This window comes from Nocardioides sp. NPDC000445, from assembly GCF_040300245.1.
Taxonomy (GTDB): Bacteria; Actinomycetota; Actinomycetes; order Propionibacteriales; family Nocardioidaceae; genus Nocardioides.
In genome coordinates, this window is the sequence record NZ_JBEPDH010000016.1 from 36089 (window position 1) to 59970 (window position 23882).

The following is a 23882-nucleotide window of genomic DNA, read 5'->3' on the forward strand; positions in this document are numbered from 1 at the left end:
GGGACCAGACTCAGGACCCGCCGCTCAGTTCGGCGGCGACCTGTCCGCCGGAGCCCAGCCGGTCCGAGCGACCGGTCGCCATCAGATCGATGACGGCCATCCGGCTCAGCTCCGAGACCGACCTGACGCCGGCCAGTCGTCCCAGATAGAGCACCGCGATCCTGTCGACGACCCTGAAGACGTCGTTCATGTTGTGGGAGATCACGATCATGTTGTGGGAGATCACGATGACCGCCAACCCCTTGTCCGCGAGAGTACGGATCAGCTGCAGCACGACCTCCGTCTGCACGACCCCCAGCGCAGCGGTCGGTTCATCCATGATCACGAGCTCGGAGTGCCACAGCACAGCCTTGGCGATGGCCACCGACTGACGTTGCCCTCCAGAGAGTGCGGCGACCTTCTGCCCGACCGAGCGCAGGCTGGTCACTCCCAGGTCGCGGAGGGTGGCGCGGGCAGCCAGCTCCATCTTCTCGTCGTCGACCGTCCAGCGGTGCCTTCGCTCCCGGCCCAGGAACATGTTCTGGACGACATCGAGGTTGTCGCACATCGCGAGGTCCTGATAGACGGTCGCGATCCCGAGCGCTGACGCATCACTGGGGGTGCGGAGGTGCACCTCCTTGCCCTGCCAGATGATCCGGCCCGAGTCGGGCTGGTGCAGACCGGACAGGCACTTGATCAGCACGGACTTCCCCGCGCCGTTGCCACCCGCGAGCGCCAAGACCTCACCGGCCCGCACGTCGAAGCTCACGTCGTCGAGCACGTGGACGGGTCCGAAGCTCTTGTCGATGTGCTCCAGGCGAAGCAGAGCACGGCGGAGGGACCTCGCAGCGAGCTGCCGCAGGATCCTCAGCGCTCGGGCGCACGACCGCGATACTCAGACCCGCGTGTATCCAACCTGGATCGGTCGGAAGCGATCCGCTGCGGAAGAGAACTCGAAAGGCCCTCTGATCTGCGAACTTGCAGCTCAGAAGGCCTTTTCAAGCTGGTGCGTGATACTGGGTTCGAACCAGTGACCCCTTCGGTGTGAACGAAGTGCGCTACCACTGCGCCAATCACGCGTTGCGGGTGAAACATTAGCGCATCCGCTCGCCGGACCCACATTCGGGCCATGCCGGGACGTAGGCTCCCGGCCATCGGCAGGACACGTGGACGCAACGAAGGAGCGAAGATGCTCGCGTACGAACGGACCGGCAGCGGGGAGCCGCTGCTCCTGATCCATGGCATCGCGCATCGCAGGCAGGCGTGGGGCGGAGTCGTGGAGCGGCTGGCCGACGAGTTCGAGGTGATCACGATCGATCTGCCGGGGCACGGTGAGTCACCGGCGTTCGATCTGGCGGGGCGTACGGTGCGGGAGGCGGTGGCGCACGAGCTGAACGAGCTCCGAGAGGAGCTCGGGATCGAGCGGCCGCACGTCGCCGGCAACAGCCTCGGTGGGCTGCTCGCGCTGGAGATGGCCGACGCCGGGCACGCGCGGTCGGTGACGGCACTCTCCCCCGCCGGGTTCTGGATGAACGACCTCGACTACCTCTACGTCAGGGGCCTGTTCGCCGGGATCCAGGCGGTCGCGCGGCCGCTGGCGCCGGTGGCGGGGTCGCTGCTGCGGTCGCGGGTGGCGCGTGCGGTCACGATGGGCTGCTTCTTCGCTCGCCCGGGGCAGATCGACCCGGCCGTCGCCGCCGCCGACACCGCCAACATGGTCGCCTCGCGCGAGGGGATCAGGACCTTCTTCGGCGGTGTCTACCGCTACAGCTACCCGGGGCCGACACAGACGTACGTCCCGACCACCATCGCCTGGGCCTCGCGCGACCTCACGCTCCTCCCCTACCAGGCGAAGGTGGCCGCCCGGCGTCTCCCGCACGCGACCCACCGGTGGCTGGCGGGCTGCGGCCACGTACCGATGAACGACGACCCCGACCTGGTGGCCGAGGTCATCCGCGAGACCGCCCGGACCCAGCGGCGCGACGAGCAGGTCGCCTAGGCCGCGAGGATCCCGCGCGGGTCGAAGGCGACCCGGATCTCGGTGATCAGCCCGTCCTCGACGCGCATCCAGTTGGCGGTGGGGGCGGGTTCGGCGCCGGTGGTGTGCAGGTCGAACCAGGTGATCACGCTCGGCCCGTCGGCGAGCCGCTCCTTCACCTCGATCCTGTCGAGCACCTTCGCCATGCCCTCCAGTCCGGCGACGCACTCGTCGGCACCCTCGATCGTGGCGAGCGGGCCGGCGAAGCTCACGCCGTCGGCCAGCAGCGCGCGCAGGCGGGTGAAGTCACGCTCCTGCCAGGCGGTGAAGTACGCCTCGGCGAGCTCGGCAGCGGATGCGTTCATCGGGATCTCCTCAGGTCGGTTCGGCTCTCATCTCCCAGCCTGGCCCGGCTCCAGCGAACACTCAAACAGATAGTTCTGCTGCTTGCTAGCATCAACGGTGATGGAAATCGGACAGCTCCGCTACTTCGTCGCCGTCGTCGACCACGGCTCGTTCACGGCCGCGGCGCAGCGCCTCCACGTCAGCCAGTCGGGCATCAGTGCCCAGCTGGCCAAGCTCGAGCGCGAGCTCGGCCATGACCTGCTCGTCCGGGGTCCCCGCAACGTACGTCTCACCCACGCCGGCGAGACGCTCCTCCCCCGCGCTCGCGACGCGATCCGGGCGATCGAGGGGGTGCGGCAGAGCGCCGACGAGCTGAGCGACCTGATCCACGGCCAGGTTCGCCTCGGGATGATCGCCGGCTGCACGATCCCCGGCTTCCTCGACGCCGTCGCCGCCTTCCATCGGGAGCATCCCGGGGTCAGCGTCGAGCTCGTCGAGGACACCTCCGACCGCCTCCAGCGACGTACGCTGGCCGGCGAGCTCGACCTCGGCCTGATCTCCCACGCGGGGCCCGTCATCGAGGGGCTGGCCACCGAGTCCGTCAGCGACGAGCGGCTCGCCGTGATCACGCCGGCCGGCCACCGCCTCGCCGGCGCCCGGCCGAGGCTCGCCGACCTCCACGAGGAGACGGTGCTCTGCATCCCGCCGGGCACGGGCATCCGTACGGCACTGGAGCAGTCGTGCGCGCGGGCGGGCGTGGAGGCGAAGGTCGACCTGTCCGGGTCCAACCCGGAGACGCTGCTCGGACTGACCGCCCGCGGGCTGGGCGTCTGCGTGCTGGCCGAGTCGATGGCGGCCGGGACCGACCTGGTCGCGACGCCGATCGTCGACGCGGAGGTGCGCGCCGGGCTCGCGCTCGTGGTCCGTGACGGTGACCAGCAGCGCGCCACCCGGCGGCTCTACGACCTGCTCCGCAGCGCCCTGACCTGAGGGCTCAGGCGGCCTGCGGGTGGCGCAGGCCGGGATGGTCCTCGGGCAGCGAGCGCCGCAGGACGACCCAGCTCACCAGCAGGCACAGCGCGACCAGCGGCCAGCTGAGCGCGACCCGGGCGATCGCCAGGGCGACCACGTCGCCCGACCACCACAGCGGGCCGAAGACGGCGACCCGGATGACGTACTGACACACCCAGACCCAGCTCGCCAGCGCATAGCCCCGCAGCAGGTCGGGGTCGCGCCGCCAGGCCCCGCGCTGGCGCAGCACCAGGCCGACGACCACGCCGAGCAGCGGCCAGCGGAACGCGATGCTGACCATCCACACCAGGGCGCTGGCCGCGTTGGCGGCGAGCTGGACCACGAAGAAGTCCTCCGCCCGGCCCGTACGCAGCGCGATCATCGCCGCGACCGCGACCCCGGCCACGCCCAGCAGCACCGCGCGCGGCTTCCGACCCTTCCGCCACTGCCACACGGCCACGATCGCGGCCACCACGAGCGCCACCACGGTCGCGATCCACAGCTCTCCGCTGACCAGCCAGCCGGCCGCGAACGCGACCGGCGGGACGGTGGCGTCGATCGCACCACGCGCGCCTCCGAGGAGGTCGGCGAGCGTCTCGGCGTCTTCGTTGCGGCGGTCGGTGGTCATCACGGGAGTAAGGCTAGCCTTACTTGCAAGGGCCCGTGACGCCTCGGTCTGCGTCAGTGACCTCTCGGCCGACGCGAGTGACTTCTCGGCCGACCGGGGTGACGCCTCGGCAGAATTTCACCGGGAGGGCAACCGGTGGACGTACGTCGGCCATCCGGCGCCGCTTTGCTCTGAGCGCCGCTGCTCGGGCACGCGGGAGACGCCCTATCCAAGCGGAGGATTCAACGTGTCACACGAGCACCACCCCCACTCGCACGGGCCGGAGGGGCACCACCACGCCCACGCGCACGGCCACGACCACACTCACTCCCACGAGGTAGACGAGATCACCCTCGCCGCCTCCTCGGACGCGTCCGATAGCGATCTGCGTCCCGCCGAGGTGACCCGGCGCAACCTGCTCCGCGCCGCCGGCATCGCGGGCGCCGTGACCGCCGGGATGGCCGGCATGACCGGGGTGACCCCGGCGATGGCCGAGACCGCCACGACCGCCACGGCGAAGAGCGGCAACCGGGCCACGATCCGGCACTGGCTGGCCGGCGACCACCACATCCACACCCAGTACAGCTCGGATGCGATGTACCGGGTCATCGACCAGGCACAGCACGGCGCCGCGTACGGCCTGGACTGGCTGGTCATCACCGACCACGGCGGCGCGACCCACGCCAAGCTCGGCGTCGACCTGGTCAACCCCGACATCGTGGCCGCGCGCAAGGTGCTCAAGGACACCCTGATCTTCCAGGGTCTGGAGTGGAACATTCCGGCCGCCGAGCACGGCACCGTCTTCGTCGCGCCGGGCGCCAACGAGGTCGCGGTGCTCAAGCAGTTCGAGAACGACTACGACGGCTCCGTCAAGGGCGCCAGCGGCAACTCCCCGCAGAACGAGGCGCTCGCCGTCGCCGGCATCCAGTGGCTCGGCAAGCAGGTCGACAAGCGCCGCGTCGCGGACGCGCTCTTCCTGGCCAACCACCCCGCCCGCAACGGCATCGACAGCCCGCACGAGGTGCGTGCCTGGCGCGACGCCGACCCGCGGATCGCGATCGGCTGGGAGGGCGCGCCCGGCCACCAGGCGGCAGGGCTGCCCGCCGGCTACGGCCCGGGCAGCGCCCGCGGCTACTACGGCAACTCCGCCGGCCCGAACTCGTTCCCCGGCTATCCCGCCGAGTCCTACCGCTCCTGGGGCGGCTTCGACTGGTTCACCTCGACCGTCGGCGGCCTGTGGGACTCGCTGCTCGCCGAGGGCAAGCCGTGGTCGATCAGTGCCAACTCCGACTCCCACGTCAACTGGGGCACCACCTCGCGCCGCCCCGACGGGTCGGACTCGGCCTCCTTCAACGCCAACGGCCGCTACGGCGACCCGGTCTACGCCGGCTCCCTGAACACCACCGCCGGTGACTTCTGGCCGGGCTACTACAGCCGCACCCACGTCGGCGCCTCCGAGCGCAGCTACGGCGCGGTCATGAAGGGCCTGCGCAACGGCCGCGTCTGGGTCGACCACGGCGCGCTGGTGAAGTCGGTCGACGTACGCGTCGTCTCCTCCGACGGTGGCTCCGAGAGCCTCGGCGGCACCCTGAAGGCGAAGAAGGGCAGCCGGATCTCGCTGGTCGTCACCATCGCCGCCCAGGACGTCCCGAACTGGTCGCAGTTCGTCCCGAGCCTCAACCGGGTCGACGTGATCCGGGGCGCGGTCGACCCGACGTACGTCTCGGACCGCGACACCTGGAAGGCGCCCGACACGAAGGTGATCGAGCAGACCGACACCTCGGGCCGCACCGGCACCTTCCAGCTGCGCTACGACCTCGGTCGTGTCGAGGAGGCGTTCTACGTACGTGTCCGCGGCACCGACGCCAACCGGTCCCAGCCCGGCTACCTCGGCGCCGGCATCGACCCGGCCGGTCCCGCCATCGACGTCGTCGGCGACGCCGACCCGTGGGTCGACCTGTGGTTCTACACCAACCCGGTCTGGGTCGTCCCGACTCGATGACCACCCGACGCCTGGCCGTCGATGCCGACGCCCGGGACCTCGCCGCCGCCGAGCACCTCGTCCATCGCCTGGACGAGGTGCTCGGCGCGGGGCAGCCCGAGGATGCGTACGTCATCAGCACCCATGTCGTGCGCGAGCCGACCGGCCGCCTCGTCGCCGTCCTGGACTGGCCCGACGGCCCGGCGGTCGAGGGACTGACCGCGCTTCTCGCGGACCGGCTCCCCGAGGCGTACGTCACCACCGACTCCCCCGCGATCGACGAGGCCGCCGCGCGCAGCGCCGGGCGGCTGGCCCGCTACCCGGGACGCATCGCGATCGAGACCGTGACCACGGTGGCCGCCGTCGAGGCGGACAGCGTCGTCGACGCCGTCGAGGGCCTGGCCGGAATCTCGCTGGAACCCGGCGACACTCTCGATCTCACCGGGTTCGCGCGGCCGGTGTGGCGCGAGGGGCGCTGCATACTCCTGGTCCAGCGCTCCGCCACCGGTCTGGTGCCGTTCGAGATGCGCCACCAGATCCCCTGCTGCTCGGACCACTGAGGTTCAGACCGACGCGGAGCCTCGCGGCAGCGGCGCCTCCCAGTGGCGCCACATCGCCAGCAGGCGCCAGCCGGCGCAGACGACGAAGGCGACGGCCATGACCAGCGACTGCGGCAGCGCGAGGAACAGGCCGAACGCCACGACCGCGGCGCCGGCGAAGGCGGGGATGGCGTAGAAGACGCTACGGCGCAGGATGATCGGCACCTGGCCGGCGAGCACGTCGCGAATCACCCCGCCGCCCACGCCGGTGGCCAGCCCCATGATCGCGGCCGCCATCGGAGAGAGCCCGTAGTCGAGTCCCTTGACCGCCCCGGCGATGACGAACAGCCCCAGGCCGAGGGCGTCGAAGACGTTGATCATCGGCCCGAGCCGGCCCAGCGCGGGGTGGAAGTAGAAGGTCAGCAGACCGGCCGTCATCGGCACCACGAGGTAGCGCCAGTCGGAGAGCGCGGCGACCGGGGTCGCGCCGATGGCCATGTCACGCAGGAAGCCGCCACCGAGGCCGGTGACGCAGGCGAGGACGATCACGCCGAAGATGTCGAGCTCCTTGCGGACCGCCATCAGGCCGCCGGAGAGCGCGAAGACGAAGCACCCGACCAGGTCGAGCACGAGGAGGGTCAGCGACTGTTCCACCGCCAAATGGTCGCCTCGCTCGCCCCAAAAACCCCAAATGCCACGGCCACGCGGCATGGGCACCCCATACGATGAAGGTCCGTGGCGTAGGGTCGTCACAACCGTATCTAGAATTGAGAAGAGGATGTCAGCCGAAGGATTGCCCCTGACTCCGGGCCAGCTCGAAGAGCAGGCTCCGGATGAGGCTGGACCCGTCCTTCTGCGGCTCATCTCGGTCAGTGACGATGGTTTACGCATGCTTCTCGTCGATGACGAGGACCGTGAATACACCGCCGACATCGACGACCGTCTCCGTGCAGCACTCGAGGCTGTGTCGACCCGCCGATCGGAGCAAACCGTGAACAAGACCCCGAGCAGCAGCCTGCGGCCCCGTGACATTCAGACCCGTATTCGTTCGGGCGAGAGTGCCGAGGAGGTCGCCGCTGTCGCCGGCACCACGGTCGAGAAGATCTTGGCCTTCGCCGGCCCCGTCCTCGCCGAGCGCGAGCACATGGCACAGCGCGCCCAGCAGGCTTCCGTGCGCCGTCGGCCCGGTGAGGCCGCCAGCACCGCCCGCACCCTGGGCGAGGCGGTCAGCGCCCACTTCCAGACGATGTACGTCGACCCCGAGTCGGTCAACTGGGACTCCTACCGGCGCCCCGACGGACGCTGGAAGCTCACCGGTGAGTACGAGACCCCCGAGCGCTCCGGCATCGCCGAGCTGACCTACGACGCCCCGGGCAACTTCGTCGAGCTCGACAACGACGACGCCCGCTGGCTGACCGGCGAGAAGCTCGAGGCCGCAGCTCCCGAGCCCGAGCCGATCACCGACGACATGCTCGCCGCGCGCCGTCGCCGCGCCCAGAGCTCGACCCCTCCTGCCCAGGTCCCGGCCGCGCAGGCTCCGCCCGCGCCCGTCCAGGCGCCGGCTCCGGTCACTCCTCCCCCGGCTCCCCAGCCGGTCAAGGAGGCCAAGGCCGCCAAGACGGCTCACGTGGATGTCGACACCCCGCTCGAGGCGTTCTTGGGCGACGAGTCCCCGACCGGCAAGCAGGCGCCGGTCCCGGCCGAGCCCGAGCTCGAGCCGGCGGTCGTCGAGCCCGCGGCCGCCGAGGCTCCTGCCGAGTCCGAGCAGCCGGACGAGGCTCAGCAGAAGCCCGCCAAGAAGTCGTCCGCGCGCCGCAAGCGCGCCTCGGTCCCGAGCTGGGACGAGATCATGTTCGGCGGCGGCAAGTCGGAGTGAACCGACTGGTGTGAACCCGTTCACGGACCGGCCATCGGCCGGTCCGTGTTACGTCGGCGACCCGACCCGACAGAGTCGGCAGCGGGTCGGGCGCAGTTCACGCGCCCCCGATGAAGTGAGTGGAGGCAAGCACTTCCACCCTTCTCGGAGGCCCCCCGATGCTCCTGCCCGACTCGCTGAGCCGACGCTCCCTCCTCTCCAGCACCGCCACGACCGGCTTCGCCGCATCCGCAGCCATGCTGCTCGGCACCGGCTCGATCCCCGCCGACGCGGTGTCCGTCAAGGGCGCCACGTCGCTCTCCGGCTACCCGTTCACCATGGGCGTCGCCTCCGGCGACCCGCTCCCCAACTCCGTCGTCCTCTGGACCCGCCTCGCCCCGGAACCGCTCGCCGCCGATGGCCTCGGTGGCATGCCGCAGGAGCCGGTCAAGGTCCGCTGGCAGGTCGCCGAGGACCCGCGCTTCCGCAAGGTCGTGAAGTCCGGCACCGTCACCGCCACCCCGAACTTCGGTCACTCGGTCCACCCCGAGGTCTGGGGCCTGCGTCCGGGCCGTGACTACTGGTACCGCTTCCTGGCCGCCGGCGAGGTCAGCCAGACGGGGCACACCCGGACCGCCCCGGCGTACGGCTCCTCGCTCTCGCAGATGAGCTTCGCCTTCGCATCCTGTGCGCTCTACAGCCACGGCTTCTACACCGCCTACGGGCACCTGGCCGACGAGGACGTCGACGTCGTCTTCCACCTGGGCGACTACCTGTACGAGTCCGGCGTCACTCCCGAGAACAACTGGCGCAACACCCCGGTCTCCCCCGCCGTGGGCGGGGAGACGCTCGACCTGGCGCGCTACCGCGTGCAGTACGGCCTCTACAAGTCCGACCCGGACCTGATGGCCGCCCACCAGTCCCACGCGTTCGTGGTCGCGCCCGACGACCACGAGGTCGAGAACAACTGGGCCGACGAGACGCCCGAGGAGCGGAGCCAGTCCCAGGGCGAGCTGTGGATGCCGCGGCGTACGGCTGCCTTCCAGGCCTACTACGAGCACCTGCCGTTCCGTGCCAGCTCGCTGCCGGACGGTCCGGACATGCAGATCTATCGGAGCCTGCGCTACGGCGACCTGGTCGACTTCAACGTGCTCGACACCCGGCAGTACCGCGACGACCAGGCGTACGCCGACGGCAGCGACCCCGCCAGCCCGGAGCTGACCCCGGACATCTACGACCCGTCGCGCTCGATGATGGGCTTCGAGCAGGAGGCATGGCTCCAGCGCAGCTGGCGGCAGTCGACCGCCCGCTGGCAGGTGCTCGCCAACCAGGCGCCGATGGCCGAGACCGACCTCGACGAGACTTCCGCCAAGACGCTCTACATGGATCCCTGGGACGGCTACATCGCGAACCGCAACCGGCTCCTCGAGGGCGCTCGCACCAGCGGCATCGAGAACCTCGTCGTCATCACCGGCGACCGCCACCACAACTACGCCAGCAACCTGCTGGCCGACTACGACGACCCCGAGTCGGCGGTCGTCGGCAGCGAGTTCGTCGGCACCTCCATCGCCAGCGGCGGCGACGGCGCAGACATGACCACCGGCGGCGAGTCCCTGCTGCGGGCCAACGACCACCTGAAGTTCTTCAACAGCCAGCGCGGCTACGTACGCGTCACGGTCACGCCCGAGGAGCTCTCCAGCGACTTCCGGGTCGTGCCGTACGTCCAGCGCCCGGGCGCCCCGATCTCCACCCGCGCGACCTACGTCGTCGAGAACGGCCGCCCCGGCGTCCAGCTCGACACCCAGAACACCCCCGTCGGGACGAGGTACGCCGACGTGCCCATGCCGACGCTCAACCGCTAGCCGAACGGCAGCGGCTCGGGCACCAGGGAGACCGACTGGGCCCGGGCCGCGGTCAGCCGCCGGCGGTGATGCTGGCGGCAGAGGACCTCGTAGGAGACCGCGCTGGGGGCCTCGTCGGTGTCGCCGACGACGACCTGGTCGCCCTCGGTGACCATGACGCCGTCCTCGACGCGGGCGTTGTGGGTGGCCCGCTTGCCGCACCAGCACAGCGCCTCGACCTGCAGCACCTCCGTACGGTCGGCGAGCTCGACCAGGCGAGCGGCGCCCGGGAAGAGCCGGGTGCGGAAGTCGGTGAGGATGCCGAAGCAGAAGACGTCGATCTGCAGCTCATCGGTGATCTTGGCGAGCGCCTCGATCTGCTCGGGCGTGTAGAACTGCGCCTCGTCACAGATCATGTAGTCGATCCGGGCGCCGTGGGTCAGCGAGTCGACGGCGTGGCGCCAGAAGTCGAAGTCGTCGGTGACCTCGATCGCGTCGTGGGTCAGCCCCAGCCGCGAGGTTACCACCGCCTCCCCGGAGCGGTCGTGGGCGGTGAAGATCAGTCCCACCCGGCCGCGAGCGGCGTGATTGTGGTTGGTCTGCAGCGCGAGGGTCGACTTCCCCGCGTCCATCGTCCCGGTCCAGAAGGTCAGCTCAGCCACTCACGGAAGCCTAGTGGTCCGCGCCCCGGCTCGTGGCAGGACCCTCATGGCTGGACTTGTTCCGTTGATAGTGGCGCGCGACTCGTGCCCGGTTGCCACAGCCCTCGGAGCACCACTCGCGCCGTGGGTGGTCGCGCACGAAGTAGAGGACGCAGCCGGGGCCACCGCACGCCCGCAGCTCGTGGGGCGCCTGCCGGGTCAGCACCTCAGATCCTTCCAGCGCGACCAGGTTCAGCTCCCGCTGCAGGCCCGAGCCGTCGGTGCGCCACTCGCGCGCGTAGCCGCCCTGCCGGCCGTGGCGCAGGGTGGGTGCGCAGTGGGACACGAACTCGTTGAGCACCGCGAGCGCCGCTTCGGCGCTGAGCCCCTCCGGGACGCTGTGCGGCCGGCTGTCGCCGGTCACTTCCGCGGCCAGCCGGCGCAGGGCGTCCCGCAGCGCCCGAGCCCGGCCGTGGTCGTGCTCGTCCAGGTCCTGATGGCACCCGAGACCCGCCACCTCTGCCCAGGCGCGGAGATGCGCCACGCTCTCCAGCGAGTCACGGACGGTGGTCCGCTCGGCCCAGATCGTGTTCATGAGGCGTACGGCCCGGGGTTGGGTCGGATACAGCACGGGCACCTGCAGCTCCACGGCCACCTCTTCCGTCATCGATCTAATGGTCAGTCTAGGCCTCAGTCGTTATGTGGCCACGGGCGACGGCCAGCTGGGCCTCGAGCTGGCTGATCCGTTCGGTCAGCTCCGCGACGGTGTGCCTGGCGGCCGCCAGGGGCACCAGCTGCGGGATGTGCTGCTTGCAGTTCCAGTCGTACGCCTCGACGTCGATCAGGATCCCGCGCTCGACCCGCGCCGAGCTCCCGACCGGAGCCAGCGAGTCGACCAGCTCGGGGTCGTCCTCGAGCTCGACGACCCGCGCGCGGCCGAAGATCTTCATCCTGGCCTGCAGCTGGTAGTCGATCAGGAACAGGGAGACCCGCTCGTCGTGGTCGAGGTTGCCGCGGGTGATGTACTGCCGATTGCCCCGAAAGTCGGCGAACCCCAGCGTGGTCTCGTCGATCACCTTCAGGAACCCGGGCGGCCCTCCGCGGTGTTGCACGTAGGGCCAGCCGGTCTCGCTGACGGTGGCCAGGAAGAAGCTGTCCCGCGACGAGATGAAGGCGGCCTCGCCCCTCCCGATCCGGTCCGGCACGCTGTCGGTCCCAGCCATGCGTGCGTACGCCGCGGCACTCCCGTGGATCGACTGGTGCTCTGCCACCAGAGGCGTGAACGCGACCTGCCCGTAGTGCCCGGTCATCGCTGGCCCTCGACTCTGTGCTCACCCATGACAAACCCCTTCCGGCCGGAAACAGCGAGTCGCTGCTAATGGATACACATGGTGTAACCATTAGCAGCGACGGGCATTCCCGTCCGGCGGAGGTTTTCGCGCCGGGGCGCCCGGAACGGGGCTAGGAGACCAGCAGTGGGATGAGCATCTCGTCGGGCGTCAGTGAGCCGTGCAACCCGACCAGCGTCGTCTCGTACTGGAACAGGCTCGTCGAGACCACCGCGTGCTCGCCGTGGGAGGCGACGATGACGTCGCCGAGCCGCGGCAGCACCGCCGGGGTGACCGGCCCGAACCAGCCGCGCCGGATCGCGGTCTCCCGAGTCATCACGTCGGCCTTTTCGCCCAGCGTCTCCGACCAGGTTGCGACCACGTCGTCGACGGCGCCGCGCGAGCAGTAGAGATGCCGGAAACGCGCCTCGCCGCCGACCAGGGCGACCCCGTGGCGCAGCTCGGGGAAGTCGTCGATGTCGGTGCGGGAGGTGGCGGGCGAGTCGACCATGCCGTGGTCGGCGAGCACCAGGAGGCGTACGGACGGGTCCAGGGCGTCACGCAGCTGCTCGGCCTCGGCGTCGATCATCGAGAGCTGTTGCAGCCAGGGCGAGGAGGCGACGCCGTACTTGTGGCCGGTCCAGTCCAGGTCGCCGTCGTAGAGGTAGGTCAGCGACCCAGGCACCCGCGAGAGCGCGACCGCCGAGGCGATCCGCTCGCCGACCCGGTCGGCTCCGACGAACTCCGCGCCGCGGTGGGCGGCGATGGTCAGTCCCGAGCCGCCGAAGACGCGCTTGTTGATCACGGTGACCGGCACGCCGGCCTCGCTCAGCCGCTGGAAGACGGTCTGGTTGGGCTGCCACTCGACCGGGTCGATGTCCTTACGCCACTGCAGCGCGTTGAGCAGGTGCTCGGTGCCGGGGATCCGGGAGGTGTAGCCGACCAGCCCGTGTCCGCCGGGCGTCAGTCCCGTCCCGAACGAGGTCAGGCTGGTCGCCGTCGTCGACGGGACCCCGGCCGTACCGTCCTTCTGGTTCTCGCTCAACGAGGCCAGGAACGGCGCCGCGTGAGCGTAGCGGCGCAGCAGGTTGGTGCCCATCCCGTCGACGAGGAAGACGACGTACGCAGCGGCCGACGGCAGCTCGAGACCGGATCTCGCCTCGGAGGTGCCCAACGGGACGTCCATGGCAGCGGCGACCGCCGGCAGGACATCACCCAGTGAGCGCTCCCCGTAGGCGGGGGCGAGAAACCCGGTCACCGGCCCCTCACCGGCTGTGGGTGCGAGCCGAGAGCGATTCCGCGAAGGAGAGCAGGCGGTCGACCGAGTCGTGACCGTCGGCGGCGGCCGAGACGCGCAGCGAGAAGTCGTCTGGGGTGAGCACGCCGGTGTAGCCGTGGTCGGCGTCGCAGTTGGGGTCGGAGCAGCCCGCGGGCTCGAGGTCGACGCGGTTGACGCCGCCCCAGCCGATGGTCATGACCACCTCGGCCGGCTTGCTCGATCCCTTGGTCGGGTTGGTGATCATCCGGGTCACCACCACGGAGTTCACCGAGTCGATGCGTACGGCCTCGGTCGACGTCGAGGTGTAGGGCTCGGGCAGCAGGTCGTCACCGGCGTGCTCGTCGGTGTGGGCCAGGATCAGCCGCGTCGGGGTCAGCACCAGCACGGAGAGGTGGCGGCGCACCTCGTCACGGTCGAACGTCGGCTCGTGGTGGAGGAAGAAGGAGGACACCTTCTCCCCCGCCACTGCGGAGGCGACGCAGTCGGCCACCACCTCGGGGTAGTAGCCGGTGCGGTCGATCTCGGCGCGCAGGTCGTCGGCGCGGTCGAGATCATCGGTGCGGGTGCTCATGACGCCCATCCTTCCACGCGCCGCCACAGCCCGCCTAGCCAGGAAGGGTGTCGCCCACCGCGGGATTGAGCCTGCGTACGAACCAGTCGGAGCGTGGATCGGCGACCAGGTCGACCCTGGCGCCGGCGGTGAGGACGGCGGATCCCTCAAGACCGACGAGGACCAGAGAGAGGTCGAGGGAGGAGATCTGGGGCAGGTCGTTCTGCAGCTGGGCGACCCTGAGGACGAGCCGCTCGATCTCGTCGACGTCGACCATGTCGCCGCCGCGGTAGCCGAAGAGCATCGGCGCGGCCTTGATCTCGCGCACCATCGAGGCGGCATCGCGCTCGGACAGCGGCGGGATCCGGTAGGCCTTGTCGGCCACCAGCTCGGTGATCGGGCCGGCGATGCCGAAGGAGACCACGGGGCCGAACAGCGGGTCCTCCATCGATCGGATCGCGACCGGGACGCCCGGAGGCGCGGTGCGCTGCACGGTGAACCCGCCGGTCTCGGGCGGGATCCGGCTGGTGATCAGGTCCCAGGCCTCGGTCATCTCGTCGACGTCGTCGATGTTGCGTACGACGTGGGCCTGGTCGGGCCGCTCCCGGACGCTCTCGACGGTCGCCTTGAGGACGACACCCCAGCCGAGGTCCTCGCCAGCGGCGATCGCCTCCTCGAGGGTGCTGACGCTGTGGGTGTTCCACAGCTTGATGCCGTAGGCGGCCAGCACCATGCCGAGGTCCTCGCGGCTCAGGTCGCCCCCGGCGGGGCGCGCGGCGAGCACGTCGGTGACGATCTTGCGCGCGGTGCGCGGGTCGCACTCGTCGGTGCTGAGCCACGGGGTCTCGCCGTCGGCGGAGCGCAGCCACACGGCGTACTCGACGACCTTGGCCAGGGCGCGTACGGCCGACTCCACCGAGGAGTAGGACGGCACCGAGCCGCGACCGGCGGTCGAGCCGGCGACGTCGGGGACACGGAGCAGCTCGGGGACACCCTCGGCACCCAGGAAGCTGGTGACCAGCGGCTTGTCGGACTGCTCCCCCACTGCCGCGAGGACGTTGGCGATCTCCTCGCCGGAGACGTTGAGCGGCGGGATGTAGACCGAGATCACCGCGTCGACCTCGGGGTCGTCGATGGCCGCGTCGAGCGCGTCCTCGAAGTCCTCGGCGCTCGGCTCGGTGGGCAGCGGGACCTGCTTGTTGACCTGTAGACCCGCCGAGACGGCGGCGTCGGCGGCCAGCAGGCCCAGGGCGTCGGAGTTGCCGACGATGGCGACCCGCCGGCCGCGCGGGAGCGGCTGGTGGGCGAGGAGCTGGGCGACGTCGAACATCTCGTCGAGGGTGTCGACCTGGATGATCCCGGCCTGGCGGAACATCGCGTCGACGGCGGCCGGCGGGGCGCTGATCTTGCGGACCGCATGACCCATCGGCACACCCTGGGTGGTCCGACCCGAGCGGACCGCGACGATCGGCTTGCGCAGCGAGACGCGGCGGGCGATGCGGGAGAACTTCCGCGGGTTACCGATCGACTCCAGGTACATCATCACGACCTCGGTCGAGACGTCCTCCTCCCAGTACTGCAGGAGGTCGTTGCCGGAGACGTCAGCGCGGTTTCCGGCGCTGACGAAGGTCGACAGGCCCAGGCCTCGGTTGTTGACCTTCTCCAGGATCGCGGAGCCGAGCGCACCCGACTGGCAGAAGAAGCCCGCGCGGCCGCGCGGCGGCATCGTCGGGGCGAGGCTGGCGTTGATCTTGACCTGCGGGTCGGTGTTGATGACGCCGAGCGCGTTGGGCCCGATCAGCCGCAGCCCGTAGGAGCGGGACAGGTTGACCAGCCGCCGCTGCCGCTGGCGGCCCTCCTCGCCGGTCTCGGCGAAGCCGCTGGAGATGACCACGAGCCCGTGCACGCCCTTGGCGGCGCAGTCGAGCACGACGTCCTGGACGGCGTCGGCGGGCACCGCGACGATCGCCACGTCGACGTCGTCGGGGATGTCCTGGACGCTCTTGTACGCCGGCATGCCGCTGACCGCGGTGGAGCTGGGGTTGACCATGTAGACCCGGCCGGTGAAGTCACCGATCACCAGGTTGCGGACCAGCGCCTGGCCGACGGTCTCCTGCCTCCGGCTGGCGCCGATGACCGCGACCGAGCGCGGGTTGAAGAAGCGGTGGATCGAGGCGGACTCGGCCTCGTGCTCGCGCAGGGCCAGGCGGCCGACCGCGGTGTCGGTGACGTCGATCCCGAACTGCAGCGAGATGACCCCGTCCTCGTAGACGCTGGCGACCTTGTAGCCGGCGTCGCGGAAGGTCTGGATCATCCGCGCGTTGTCGGGGAGCACGTCGGCGGTGAACTTGGTGACCCCGCGCTCACGCCCGGCCTGGGCGAGGTGCTCGAGCAGGATCTGCGCGATCCCCCGGCCCTGGTAGTCGTCCTCGACGAGGAACGCGACCTCGGCCTCCCCGGGCTTGACCACGTCGTAGCGCCCGACCGCGATCATCCGGCCTCTGAGCGTGAGGATGAAGGCGACGCGGTCCTTGTGGTCGACCTCGGTGAAGCGCGCGACATCGCGGGCGGACAGGTGCGGCATCGGCGAGAAGAAGCGGTAGTACTTCGACTCGTCGCTGACCCGGTGGTCGTAGAAGTCGACCAGCAGGTCCTTGTCCGCCGACCGGATCGGCCTGATGTGGGCCGTCCGCCCGTCGCGCAGCAGCACGTCCGCCTCCCAGTGGGAGGGGTACGGCGGGGTCTGCTGCGCGGTCACGAGAGAAATCTAGCGGTACACCCCAGTCAACTACAGCGGGCGCGAAGCTGAAGAGTGCTCGCAAGCGTGCGCCACTCGGCAAGCGGCAGGCCGGAGGAGCTGTCCTCGGTGAGCACCTGGACCAGCACGTGGTCCGCGCCGGCGTCGTGATGCGCCTGCAGGCGCCCCCGCACCGCGTCCTCGTCGCCCCAGGCGGCGCCGAGGTCAACCCAGCGGTCGCTGCCCTCGCCCTCGAAGTCTTCAGGCTCGAGGCCGTAGTCCTGCAGGGCGCCGGTGTAGTTGGGCAGGCCGAGGTACATCGACAGGCGCTGCCGGGCGATCGCCCGAGCGCGTGCCGGATCGGTTTCGAGGACCACTTTCTGCTCGGCAGCCAGCAAGGGGCCGGCGCCGAGAGCGGTCCGTGCGTGCGCGGTGTGTTCCGGCGGCATCAGGTACGGGTGCGCGCCGGCGGTGCGGTTGCCTGCGAGATCGAGCATGCGCGGGCGAAGAGCGGCCAGGAGCCGGCCCTCCTCGGGGACCGTGCCCGCAGCGTCGAGCTCGTCGAGGTAGGCCACGGTGCGGCTGTACGGCTTGACGTACGTCTGCTCGCCGACCCGCTGCGCATGACTGTTGCCGAGACCGAGCACGAACCGGTCGCCGTACGTCGCGTTGAGCTCTCGATGACGTTCCGCCACCTCCGCGGCGGGGTTGTCCCAGATGCTCACGATGCCGGTGACCACGAGCAGGTCGGTGGTGCCCGCGAGCAGCGCTTCGTGCACCTCGAACGGCAGCGAAGAGACTCCGACCCAGATCGCGCCGTAGCCCAGGCTCTCCACCTCGGCCGCGACCTCGCGCGCCCGGCCGAGGTCGGTCCACTGCTGCGCACCGGTCCACACCCCGTACGGCGTCAGCCGCCTCTTGAGCTCGTCCACCTTCTGCTGGTCGGGCATGCCAGAACCCCTCCGATAGGTTATGTTCGACGATGATCGAACATGCCAACCTTGTACGACGGAGATCGAACATGTCAACCGACTTCCGCACCACTGCAACCGACGCGGCGCTCCAGGGCGCCCTCGACGCGGTCGGCGACCCCGTACGCCGCTCGATCCTCCGGCAGCTGGCCGCAGCCGAGCCGTGGACGATCGCGTGCGGTCAGTTCGACCTCCCGGTGGGGAAGTCGACACTGACCCATCACTTCAAGTCACTCGTCGAGGCCGGTCTCCTCGAGCAGCGCGACGAGGGCAACCGGCGGATGAACAGGCTGATGCGCGACGAGTTCGACAGTCGGTTCCCCGGGCTGCTCGATCTGGTGCTCGACAACACGTCGGCCACCTGATCTCGACGCGTCCGACCGTCCCGACCGACTGGTCAGGCAGCTCGTACGAGCGGCGGGACGAGGTCATTGCTGACATCGATGGTGCCGGCGGGACTGACGAGGTACTTGTAGCCGTGGGGGCCGCGCCATCGGTAGGCGCCTGTCCGGGTCCGGTGGTAGCGCCAGCCGTGGTGGGTCTTCATCCGGTGATGGCGCCGACACAACGGAGTCAGATTCCGGCTGCTGGTCGGGCCGCCGTCTGCGTACGCCACGCGGTGGTCGAGGTCGCAATGCTCGGCACGTGCCTCGCAGTACGGGAACGAGCACTTGGCGTGGATCAGCTCGGCCTGGCGGCGTTGCCGGGCGGTCGGGGTGTAGCCGGTGGCTTCGATGTCTTCGGCCAGGTCGACCACGACGACCGGTTTGATCACGGTGCCCGGGGTGGTGGCCCACTGCTCGAGCCGTTCAAGGGCGACCAGGCCCCGGGTGTTCTCAAGACGCACCAGCCCGGTGCCGGCCAGGTCGCGGGTGTCGGTGTGGACGACGAGCTCGACCACCCGGGCCACGCCGGGGACACCGTCGAGGGAACCGGAGTTGTACGCCCGCCCGAGCACCCCGAGCGCTGCTGCACGCCGCACATCGAGACTCGCGTCGGCGTAGTCGTCCTGGTCGAGGAGACCGTGCGCGATCGCCGCGACCGCCTGCTCCAGATCCAGGGCGTCGGCGGCGTCGAGGACCCCGTCGAGGTAGCCGAGCGCGAGCACGGCCTGGCCTTGCTCGGCACCGGTCGGGGTGAAGGGCAGGTCGGTGGTGGTGATGGTGACCGACCGGTGCTCGACCGCATCCGACTCGGCCACCGCAGCAGCCACATCGGGTTCGAATAGGGCGGCGGCCTGGGTGATCATCCGCTCCAGCTGCCGGACCCCGACCTGGTGCGCATACGGTCCGATCTGCTGGTCGACCCACGCAGCGGCATCGGCATCCACGTTCCGGGTGAGGTCGGCGATCCGACGAGCCCGCCAGGCCAGCAGGGACCCGTCGAGGATCCGCGCCCACACATGCTTGAGGCGGTAGCGCAGCTCGACCGCGTCCCCGAGGAACCTCTTCCCTGCCTGGGTCGAGCGCCCCAGAACAGCGGCGAACTCGACCGCGGCAGCCTCGGAGACCAGCGGTGCCCCGGGTCCGGCCAGGGGCAGCATCCGGTCCCCGAACCTGTCCCCGTCCAACCGCGCCGACTCCTCACGGTCCCGGACCGAATGCAGCGCCGCGACCGTGCCGCAGCGATCAACACATCCCGGTCAGCCTGCTCCGCGACCGCCCGCGACGTACGCACCACAGCCAGCAGATCGCTGGTGGTGTCGTCGGGGTCGAGGAGTGCTTCCATACCTCGTATTTTACCAAGTCCAGGCCCTGTTGTGGACGGTATTTCCGCAGGTCAGGTGGCGTATTCACGCCATCTTAGACGGCCCAGTTTGGCGCGTTGCGCCACCGGTTTCGCGACCGATGTGCAGGCGCCGTGAGTGCCGGCTCCCAACCCAATCCGAAGCCCGACAGGGCTGGCCGCCGACCCGACAGCCAGCCAGATTTTCTCGATCGGACCCGCCCGAAAGGTCGGCGGCCAAACACCGCGGCAGCGAGACCACACGAGCCGAACAAGCAACCCGGTCGGCCCGGCGGCCGCTGATCAGTGACGTACGGCGTTGGCGCGGTCGCGCTCGTTGAGCACCCGCCAGCCGTCATAGTCCCAGTTCCGCGCCAGCTTCTGGGCGTGCTTGGGAGCGTCGCCCTCATGATTGCGGATGACGAGTTCGCGCACGGCGAACTCCACCGCCTCCTGGGGCGTGGTCGCGCCGGAGATCCGCTGGATCTCCGCGAGCAGTTCGTCGTCGAGCTCGATCTGGGTGACAGCCATCGTCAGCACCTCCATGTGCATCAGCGGTTGATGTCCTGGTCCATCCAGAGTACGCGCCCGATGGGCGACGAGAGGAGGGTCCGGCTAGCGGCCACTCATACCGTAGGCGCGGGTCACGGTGGCGACGCGCACCTGGTAGTCCTCGTACCAGAGGCTGCGACCGGTCTGTTGCGCACGACGGTGCTCGGCGAGCGTCTTCCATGACCGGGCGGCCTGCTCGTCGGTCCAGTACGAGACGGTGATGCCGAGGCCGTCCCGGGCCGACTCGATGCCCAGGTATCCCGGCTGCTGGGCGGCGAGCTCCTCCATCCGAGCGGCGGTCTCGGCGTAGCCCTCGCCGGTCGGCGTGCGCAGCGAGGTGAAGATGACGGCCGTGTACGGCGGCTCGGGTGTCTGCGCGATGCTCACCGGATACCTCCTGCGATGGCGTCCAGCGGCTCGGTGCCGGGCTCGAGAGGCAGCCGGAGGGCGCGTACGGCGAACGAGATCGCGTGGTACCAGCCGGCCAGCAGGGTGAGCTCGACCGCGGCGTCCTCGCCGGCCGCGTCGACCAGCGCGGACCAGGTCGTGTCGCTGATGTCAGCGTCCGCATGCAGCTCGTCCACCGCCCGCAGCACCGCTCGGTCGGCCGCCACCCAGCAGGGGTCTTCGGGGGTCCCGTGGGCAAGCGAGGCGAGCTGCGCGGGATCGAGCTCGGCCTTCTCGGCGAAATGGGCGACATGGACGCCCCACTCGTAGTCGGCGCCGCAGAGCGCCGTGGTGCGGTGGATGGCCAGCTCGCGCTGGCGCAGGGTCAGCGCCGAGCGCCCGGAGAAGTAGTGGCGGCCCCAGCCGGCCACCCCCTGGGCCAGACCGGGCCGCCTCGCCATCACCCGGAAGAGCTGGATCGGCGGACCGAGAAGGTCCAGGGCGGCCTGGGTCTCCTCGTCGTAGGGCGGACTGACGGGAGCGACCCGGGGTTGCTTCGATTTCAGAGGCATACTCGGATGCTAGCCTCAGTGCTTCGGAAAGGAAAGCAATTATGACGACACCGATGCCGGGCCGGCCGGTCCGCGGTTCCCGGACGGGTCGGCCGATCATGGTGCTCCTCGACCTGCTCGGACGCCGCTGGGCGCTCCGAGTGCTGTGGGAGCTCAGCGACGGCCGGGCGATGACCTTCCGCGAGCTGCAGCACGCCGCCGGCGACATCTCCTCCAGCGTGCTGACCGCCCGCCTCCAGGAGCTGGCCGAGGCCGGTCTGGTCACCCACGACGGCGGCTACGACCTCACCGACCACGGCAGGAGCCTGCTCGACCTGATGACACCGCTCGACGCCTGGGCGAAGGAGTGGTCGGCAGACCACTGACCGCGCTCTTACGGCGAGCCCGGTGGCGGACTCGCACAGGGATTCGAGACAATGCCCCTTATGGCACGCGGCAAGACCAAACAGGACGTCCCCGACGACTTCGAGGAGCACATCCTCGACACCGACATCGGGGACGAGATGCGGTCCTCATTCCTGGAGTACTCCTACTCCGTCATCTACTCCCGGGCACTGCCCGACGCCCGCGACGGTCTCAAGCCCGTGCAGCGCCGGATCCTCTACACGATGAACGACATGGGCGTACGTCCGGACCGCGGCCACGTGAAGTGTGCCCGCATCGTCGGTGAGGTGATGGGCAAGCTGCACCCGCACGGCGACGGCGCGATCTACGACGCCCTGGTCCGGATGGCGCAGCCGTGGGCGATGCGGTTGCCGATGATCGACGGGCACGGCAACTTCGGCTCCCCCGGCGGTGACGACCCGGCTGCCGCGATGCGTTACACCGAGGCCCGGATGGGCCCGGCGGCGCAGGCGATGACCGATGACATCAAGGAAGACACGGTCGACTTCCGGCCCAACTACGACTCGCGGGAGATGGAGCCGAGCGTGCTCCCCGCCGCGATCCCCAACCTGCTGGTCAACGGCGCCACCGGCATCGCGGTCGGCATGGCCACCAACATGGCTCCGCACAACCTGGTCGAGGTCATCGCTGCCGCGCGCCACCTGATCAAGCACCCCGGCGCCGAGCTCGACACGCTGATGAAGTTCATCCCCGGCCCCGACCTCCCCACCGGCGGCACCATCGTCGGCCTGGACGGGATCCGGGATGCGTACGAGACCGGCCGCGGCTCCTTCAAGATCCGCGCCACCACGCGGATCGAGCCTTTCGGGCGCCGCAAGGGCATCGTGATCACCGAGCTGCCGTTCAACATCGGCACCGAGAAGATCATCGAGCGCGTCAAGGTCCTGGTGCAGTCCAAGAAGATCCAGGGCATCGCCGACCTCAAGGACCTCACCGACCGCGAGCACGGCACCCGGCTGGTGATCGAGGTCAAGAACGGGTTCGTGCCCGAGGCGGTCCTCGAGCAGCTCTACAAGATGACGCCCCTGGAGGACTCCTTCGGGATCAACAACGTCGCGCTCGTCGACGGGCAGCCGCGCACGCTCGGCCTCAAGGAGCTGCTCGAGGTCTTCCTGGGACACCGCTACGACGTCGTCCGCCGCCGCAGCCAGTTCCGCCGCGACCGGGCCGCCGACCGGCTCCACCTGGTCGACGGCCTGCTGATCGCGATCCTCGACATCGACGAGGTCATCCAGCTGATCCGCTCCTCCGACAACGCCGGCGAGGCCAAGGAGCGGCTGATGTCGGTCTTCGACCTGAGCCAGCCGCAGGCGGAGTACATCCTCGACATGGCGCTGCGCCGGCTGACGAAGTTCTCCAAGATCGAGCTGGAGAAGGAGCGCGACGACCTGCGCTCGACGATCGAGTACCTCGACTCGATCCTCGGCGACGACGAGATGCTGCGGAAGGTCGTCTCCGACGAGCTGGGCGAGGTGGCCAAGACGTTCGGCACCCCGCGGCGCACCGTGCTGCTCGCCTCCGCCGGCACCCCCGCGCTCGAGGCGATGAGCCTCGAGGTCGCCGACGACCCGTGCTTCGCGCTGCTCTCCTCGACCGGTCTCCTGGCCCGCTCCTCGGACGCCGAGCCCTTCTCGACCGGCTCGGGTCGTGCCAACCACGACGTGATCGTCTCGGTGGTCCCGGCGACCGCGCGCGGCCAGATCGGCGTGCTCACCTCCCGCGGCCGTCTCGTACGTCTCGGGGTGCTCGACCTGCCGGCGCTGCCGCCGACCCACGGCGACCCGAACCTCTCCGGCGGATTGCCGCTGTCCGCGCTGCTCTCGCTGGAGTCCGACGAGCGCGCTCTGGCGCTCACGACGCTGGCCACAGACGGTCCCGGCATCGCGCTCGGCACCAAGCTCGGTGTCGTCAAGCGGGTCAACCCCGAGGTGCTGCTCAACAAGGACGAGTGGGAGGTCATCAAGCTCGCCGACGGCGACGAGGTGGTCGGCGCCGCCCAGCTGCGCACCGGCACCGAGTCGTTGGTCTTCGTCACCTCCGACGCTCAGCTCCTGCACTTCCCGGCGGATGTTGTCCGCCCCCAGGGCCGCAGCGCCGGCGGCATGGCCGGCGTCCGGATGGCCCACGGGTCCAAGGTCGTCTTCTTCGGCGTCGTCTCCCCCGACGCCCCCGAAGGTGCCGCGGTCGTGACCGTCGCCGGGTCGTCGAGCGCTCTGCCCGGGACCGAGACCGGCTCGGTGAAGACCACGCCGTTCAGCGAGTACCCGGCCAAGGGCCGGGCCACCGGCGGCGTACGTGCGCACCGCTACCTCAAGGGCGAGGACTCGATCGTCTTCGCCTGGGTCGGCGCCGCTCCCGCGATGGCCGCTGCGGCCTCCGGGGCGCCCATCGACCTGCCCGAGGTCGACCCGCGCCGCGACGGCTCCGGGCTCCCGCTGGAGCAGCCGATCGACGCCGTCGCGGGTCCGGTGGCTCACACGTTCCCGGTTGCGGCCGGGTAGGTGTGGCTGCTGACCGAGGTAACTCGGTCAGCGCTCGCTTCCCTCACGGAGTTCCACGAGGGAAGCGGATGCTCACCGAGGTACCTCGGTGAGCATCC

The 23882-nt window shown here is 70.1% G+C and carries 24 protein-coding genes and 1 tRNA gene; 9 read left to right on the top strand and 16 right to left on the bottom strand.

What is annotated here, in order from left to right; genetic code table 11:
• Positions 1–10: 10 nt before the first annotated feature.
• Complete coding sequence (locus ABT304_RS20700; RefSeq protein WP_350718028.1) at positions 11–760, bottom strand: ATP-binding cassette domain-containing protein; 750 nt, start codon at positions 758–760, stop codon at positions 11–13.
• 223 nt (positions 761–983) lie between these two features.
• Positions 984–1058 (bottom strand) — tRNA-Val (locus ABT304_RS20705).
• A 110-nt stretch (positions 1059–1168) separates the two neighbouring features.
• Here ABT304_RS20705 and ABT304_RS20710 point away from each other — a divergent pair.
• A complete protein-coding gene (locus tag ABT304_RS20710) occupies positions 1169–1978 on the top strand; it encodes an alpha/beta fold hydrolase (protein ID WP_350718030.1) in 810 nt (269 codons plus the stop codon).
• On the opposite strand, the gene ABT304_RS20715 is transcribed toward ABT304_RS20710, so the two are convergent.
• Positions 1975–2322 (bottom strand): nuclear transport factor 2 family protein, encoded by a 348-nt coding sequence (locus ABT304_RS20715; protein ID WP_350718032.1) that lies wholly within the window; start codon positions 2320–2322, stop codon positions 1975–1977. The genes ABT304_RS20710 and ABT304_RS20715 overlap by 4 nt on opposite strands.
• A gap of 100 nt (positions 2323–2422) precedes the next feature.
• Between ABT304_RS20715 and ABT304_RS20720 the strand changes: the two genes are divergently transcribed.
• Positions 2423–3292, top strand: a complete 870-nt coding sequence (locus ABT304_RS20720; protein ID WP_350718034.1) for a LysR family transcriptional regulator — start codon at positions 2423–2425, stop codon at positions 3290–3292.
• A gap of 4 nt (positions 3293–3296) precedes the next feature.
• On the opposite strand, the gene ABT304_RS20725 is transcribed toward ABT304_RS20720, so the two are convergent.
• Positions 3297–3941 carry a DUF3159 domain-containing protein gene (locus ABT304_RS20725; protein ID WP_350718234.1) on the bottom strand — a complete coding sequence of 215 codons (645 nt, stop codon included), beginning with the start codon at positions 3939–3941 and terminating at the stop codon, positions 3297–3299.
• A 226-nt stretch (positions 3942–4167) separates the two neighbouring features.
• Here ABT304_RS20725 and ABT304_RS20730 point away from each other — a divergent pair, with 226 nt between their 5' ends.
• On the top strand, positions 4168–5922 hold the full coding sequence (locus tag ABT304_RS20730) for a histidinol-phosphatase (RefSeq protein WP_350718036.1): 1755 nt from the start codon (positions 4168–4170) through the stop codon (positions 5920–5922).
• Positions 5919–6461 (top strand): hypothetical protein, encoded by a 543-nt coding sequence (locus tag ABT304_RS20735; protein WP_350718038.1) that lies wholly within the window; start codon positions 5919–5921, stop codon positions 6459–6461. The genes ABT304_RS20730 and ABT304_RS20735 overlap by 4 nt, the downstream gene beginning before the upstream one ends.
• 3 nt (positions 6462–6464) lie before the next feature.
• On the opposite strand, the gene ABT304_RS20740 is transcribed toward ABT304_RS20735, so the two are convergent.
• Complete coding sequence (locus ABT304_RS20740; protein ID WP_350718040.1) at positions 6465–7094, bottom strand: trimeric intracellular cation channel family protein; 630 nt, start codon at positions 7092–7094, stop codon at positions 6465–6467.
• Between the two features lie 124 nt (positions 7095–7218).
• Between ABT304_RS20740 and sepH the strand changes: the two genes are divergently transcribed.
• Positions 7219–8316, top strand: a complete 1098-nt coding sequence (gene sepH, locus ABT304_RS20745; RefSeq protein WP_350718042.1) for a septation protein SepH — start codon at positions 7219–7221, stop codon at positions 8314–8316.
• Between the two features lie 158 nt (positions 8317–8474).
• Positions 8475–10157: an alkaline phosphatase D family protein gene (locus ABT304_RS20750; protein WP_350718044.1), complete on the top strand. Its 1683-nt coding sequence runs from the start codon at positions 8475–8477 to the stop codon at positions 10155–10157.
• On the opposite strand, the gene ABT304_RS20755 is transcribed toward ABT304_RS20750, so the two are convergent.
• The 7 genes from ABT304_RS20755 to ABT304_RS20785 form a co-directional block, all read right to left on the bottom strand.
• Positions 10154–10798, bottom strand: a complete 645-nt coding sequence (locus ABT304_RS20755) for a thymidine kinase (RefSeq protein ID WP_141794014.1) — start codon at positions 10796–10798, stop codon at positions 10154–10156. The two genes, ABT304_RS20750 and ABT304_RS20755, sit on opposite strands and share 4 nt — an antisense overlap.
• 10 nt (positions 10799–10808) lie before the next feature.
• Entirely contained in the window at positions 10809–11444 is a 636-nt protein-coding gene (locus tag ABT304_RS20760; RefSeq protein WP_350718046.1) for a CGNR zinc finger domain-containing protein, read from the bottom strand.
• A gap of 16 nt (positions 11445–11460) precedes the next feature.
• Positions 11461–12087: a pyridoxamine 5'-phosphate oxidase family protein gene (locus ABT304_RS20765; RefSeq protein ID WP_350718048.1), complete on the bottom strand. Its 627-nt coding sequence runs from the start codon at positions 12085–12087 to the stop codon at positions 11461–11463.
• A 151-nt stretch (positions 12088–12238) separates the two neighbouring features.
• Positions 12239–13363 (bottom strand): alkaline phosphatase family protein, encoded by a 1125-nt coding sequence (locus ABT304_RS20770; RefSeq protein WP_350718050.1) that lies wholly within the window; start codon positions 13361–13363, stop codon positions 12239–12241.
• 7 nt (positions 13364–13370) lie between these two features.
• Entirely contained in the window at positions 13371–13955 is a 585-nt protein-coding gene (locus ABT304_RS20775; RefSeq protein WP_160024207.1) for a DUF5998 family protein, read from the bottom strand.
• A gap of 34 nt (positions 13956–13989) precedes the next feature.
• On the bottom strand, positions 13990–16692 hold the full coding sequence (locus tag ABT304_RS20780; RefSeq protein ID WP_350718052.1) for a bifunctional acetate--CoA ligase family protein/GNAT family N-acetyltransferase: 2703 nt from the start codon (positions 16690–16692) through the stop codon (positions 13990–13992).
• 26 nt (positions 16693–16718) lie between these two features.
• Entirely contained in the window at positions 16719–17621 is a 903-nt protein-coding gene (locus tag ABT304_RS20785; protein WP_350718053.1) for a TIGR03620 family F420-dependent LLM class oxidoreductase, read from the bottom strand.
• A gap of 71 nt (positions 17622–17692) precedes the next feature.
• On the opposite strand from ABT304_RS20785, the gene ABT304_RS20790 reads away from it, so the two are divergent.
• Complete coding sequence (locus ABT304_RS20790; RefSeq protein ID WP_350718055.1) at positions 17693–18007, top strand: ArsR/SmtB family transcription factor; 315 nt, start codon at positions 17693–17695, stop codon at positions 18005–18007.
• A 32-nt stretch (positions 18008–18039) separates the two neighbouring features.
• Here ABT304_RS20790 and ABT304_RS20795 read toward each other — a convergent pair whose 3' ends face one another.
• The 4 genes from ABT304_RS20795 to ABT304_RS20810 form a co-directional block, all read right to left on the bottom strand.
• The gene (locus ABT304_RS20795) at positions 18040–19212 is read right to left on the bottom strand and encodes an HNH endonuclease signature motif containing protein (RefSeq protein ID WP_350718057.1); all 1173 of its coding nucleotides are present in this window, start codon (positions 19210–19212) and stop codon (positions 18040–18042) included.
• Between the two features lie 458 nt (positions 19213–19670).
• A complete protein-coding gene (locus tag ABT304_RS20800) occupies positions 19671–19898 on the bottom strand; it encodes a type II toxin-antitoxin system VapB family antitoxin (RefSeq protein ID WP_350718058.1) in 228 nt (75 codons plus the stop codon).
• Positions 19899–19982: 84 nt separating this feature from the next.
• Positions 19983–20306 (bottom strand): antibiotic biosynthesis monooxygenase family protein, encoded by a 324-nt coding sequence (locus ABT304_RS20805; RefSeq protein ID WP_350718060.1) that lies wholly within the window; start codon positions 20304–20306, stop codon positions 19983–19985.
• Positions 20303–20878, bottom strand: a complete 576-nt coding sequence (locus ABT304_RS20810; protein ID WP_350718062.1) for a carboxymuconolactone decarboxylase family protein — start codon at positions 20876–20878, stop codon at positions 20303–20305. The genes ABT304_RS20805 and ABT304_RS20810 overlap by 4 nt, the downstream gene beginning before the upstream one ends.
• Positions 20879–20919: 41 nt before the next feature.
• Between ABT304_RS20810 and ABT304_RS20815 the strand changes: the two genes are divergently transcribed.
• Positions 20920–21243, top strand: coding sequence for a winged helix-turn-helix transcriptional regulator (locus ABT304_RS20815; protein ID WP_350718063.1), 324 nt, complete (start codon positions 20920–20922; stop codon positions 21241–21243).
• 60 nt (positions 21244–21303) lie between these two features.
• Positions 21304–23784, top strand: coding sequence for a DNA gyrase/topoisomerase IV subunit A (locus ABT304_RS20820; protein ID WP_350718064.1), 2481 nt, complete (start codon positions 21304–21306; stop codon positions 23782–23784).
• Positions 23785–23882 lie beyond the last annotated feature (98 nt).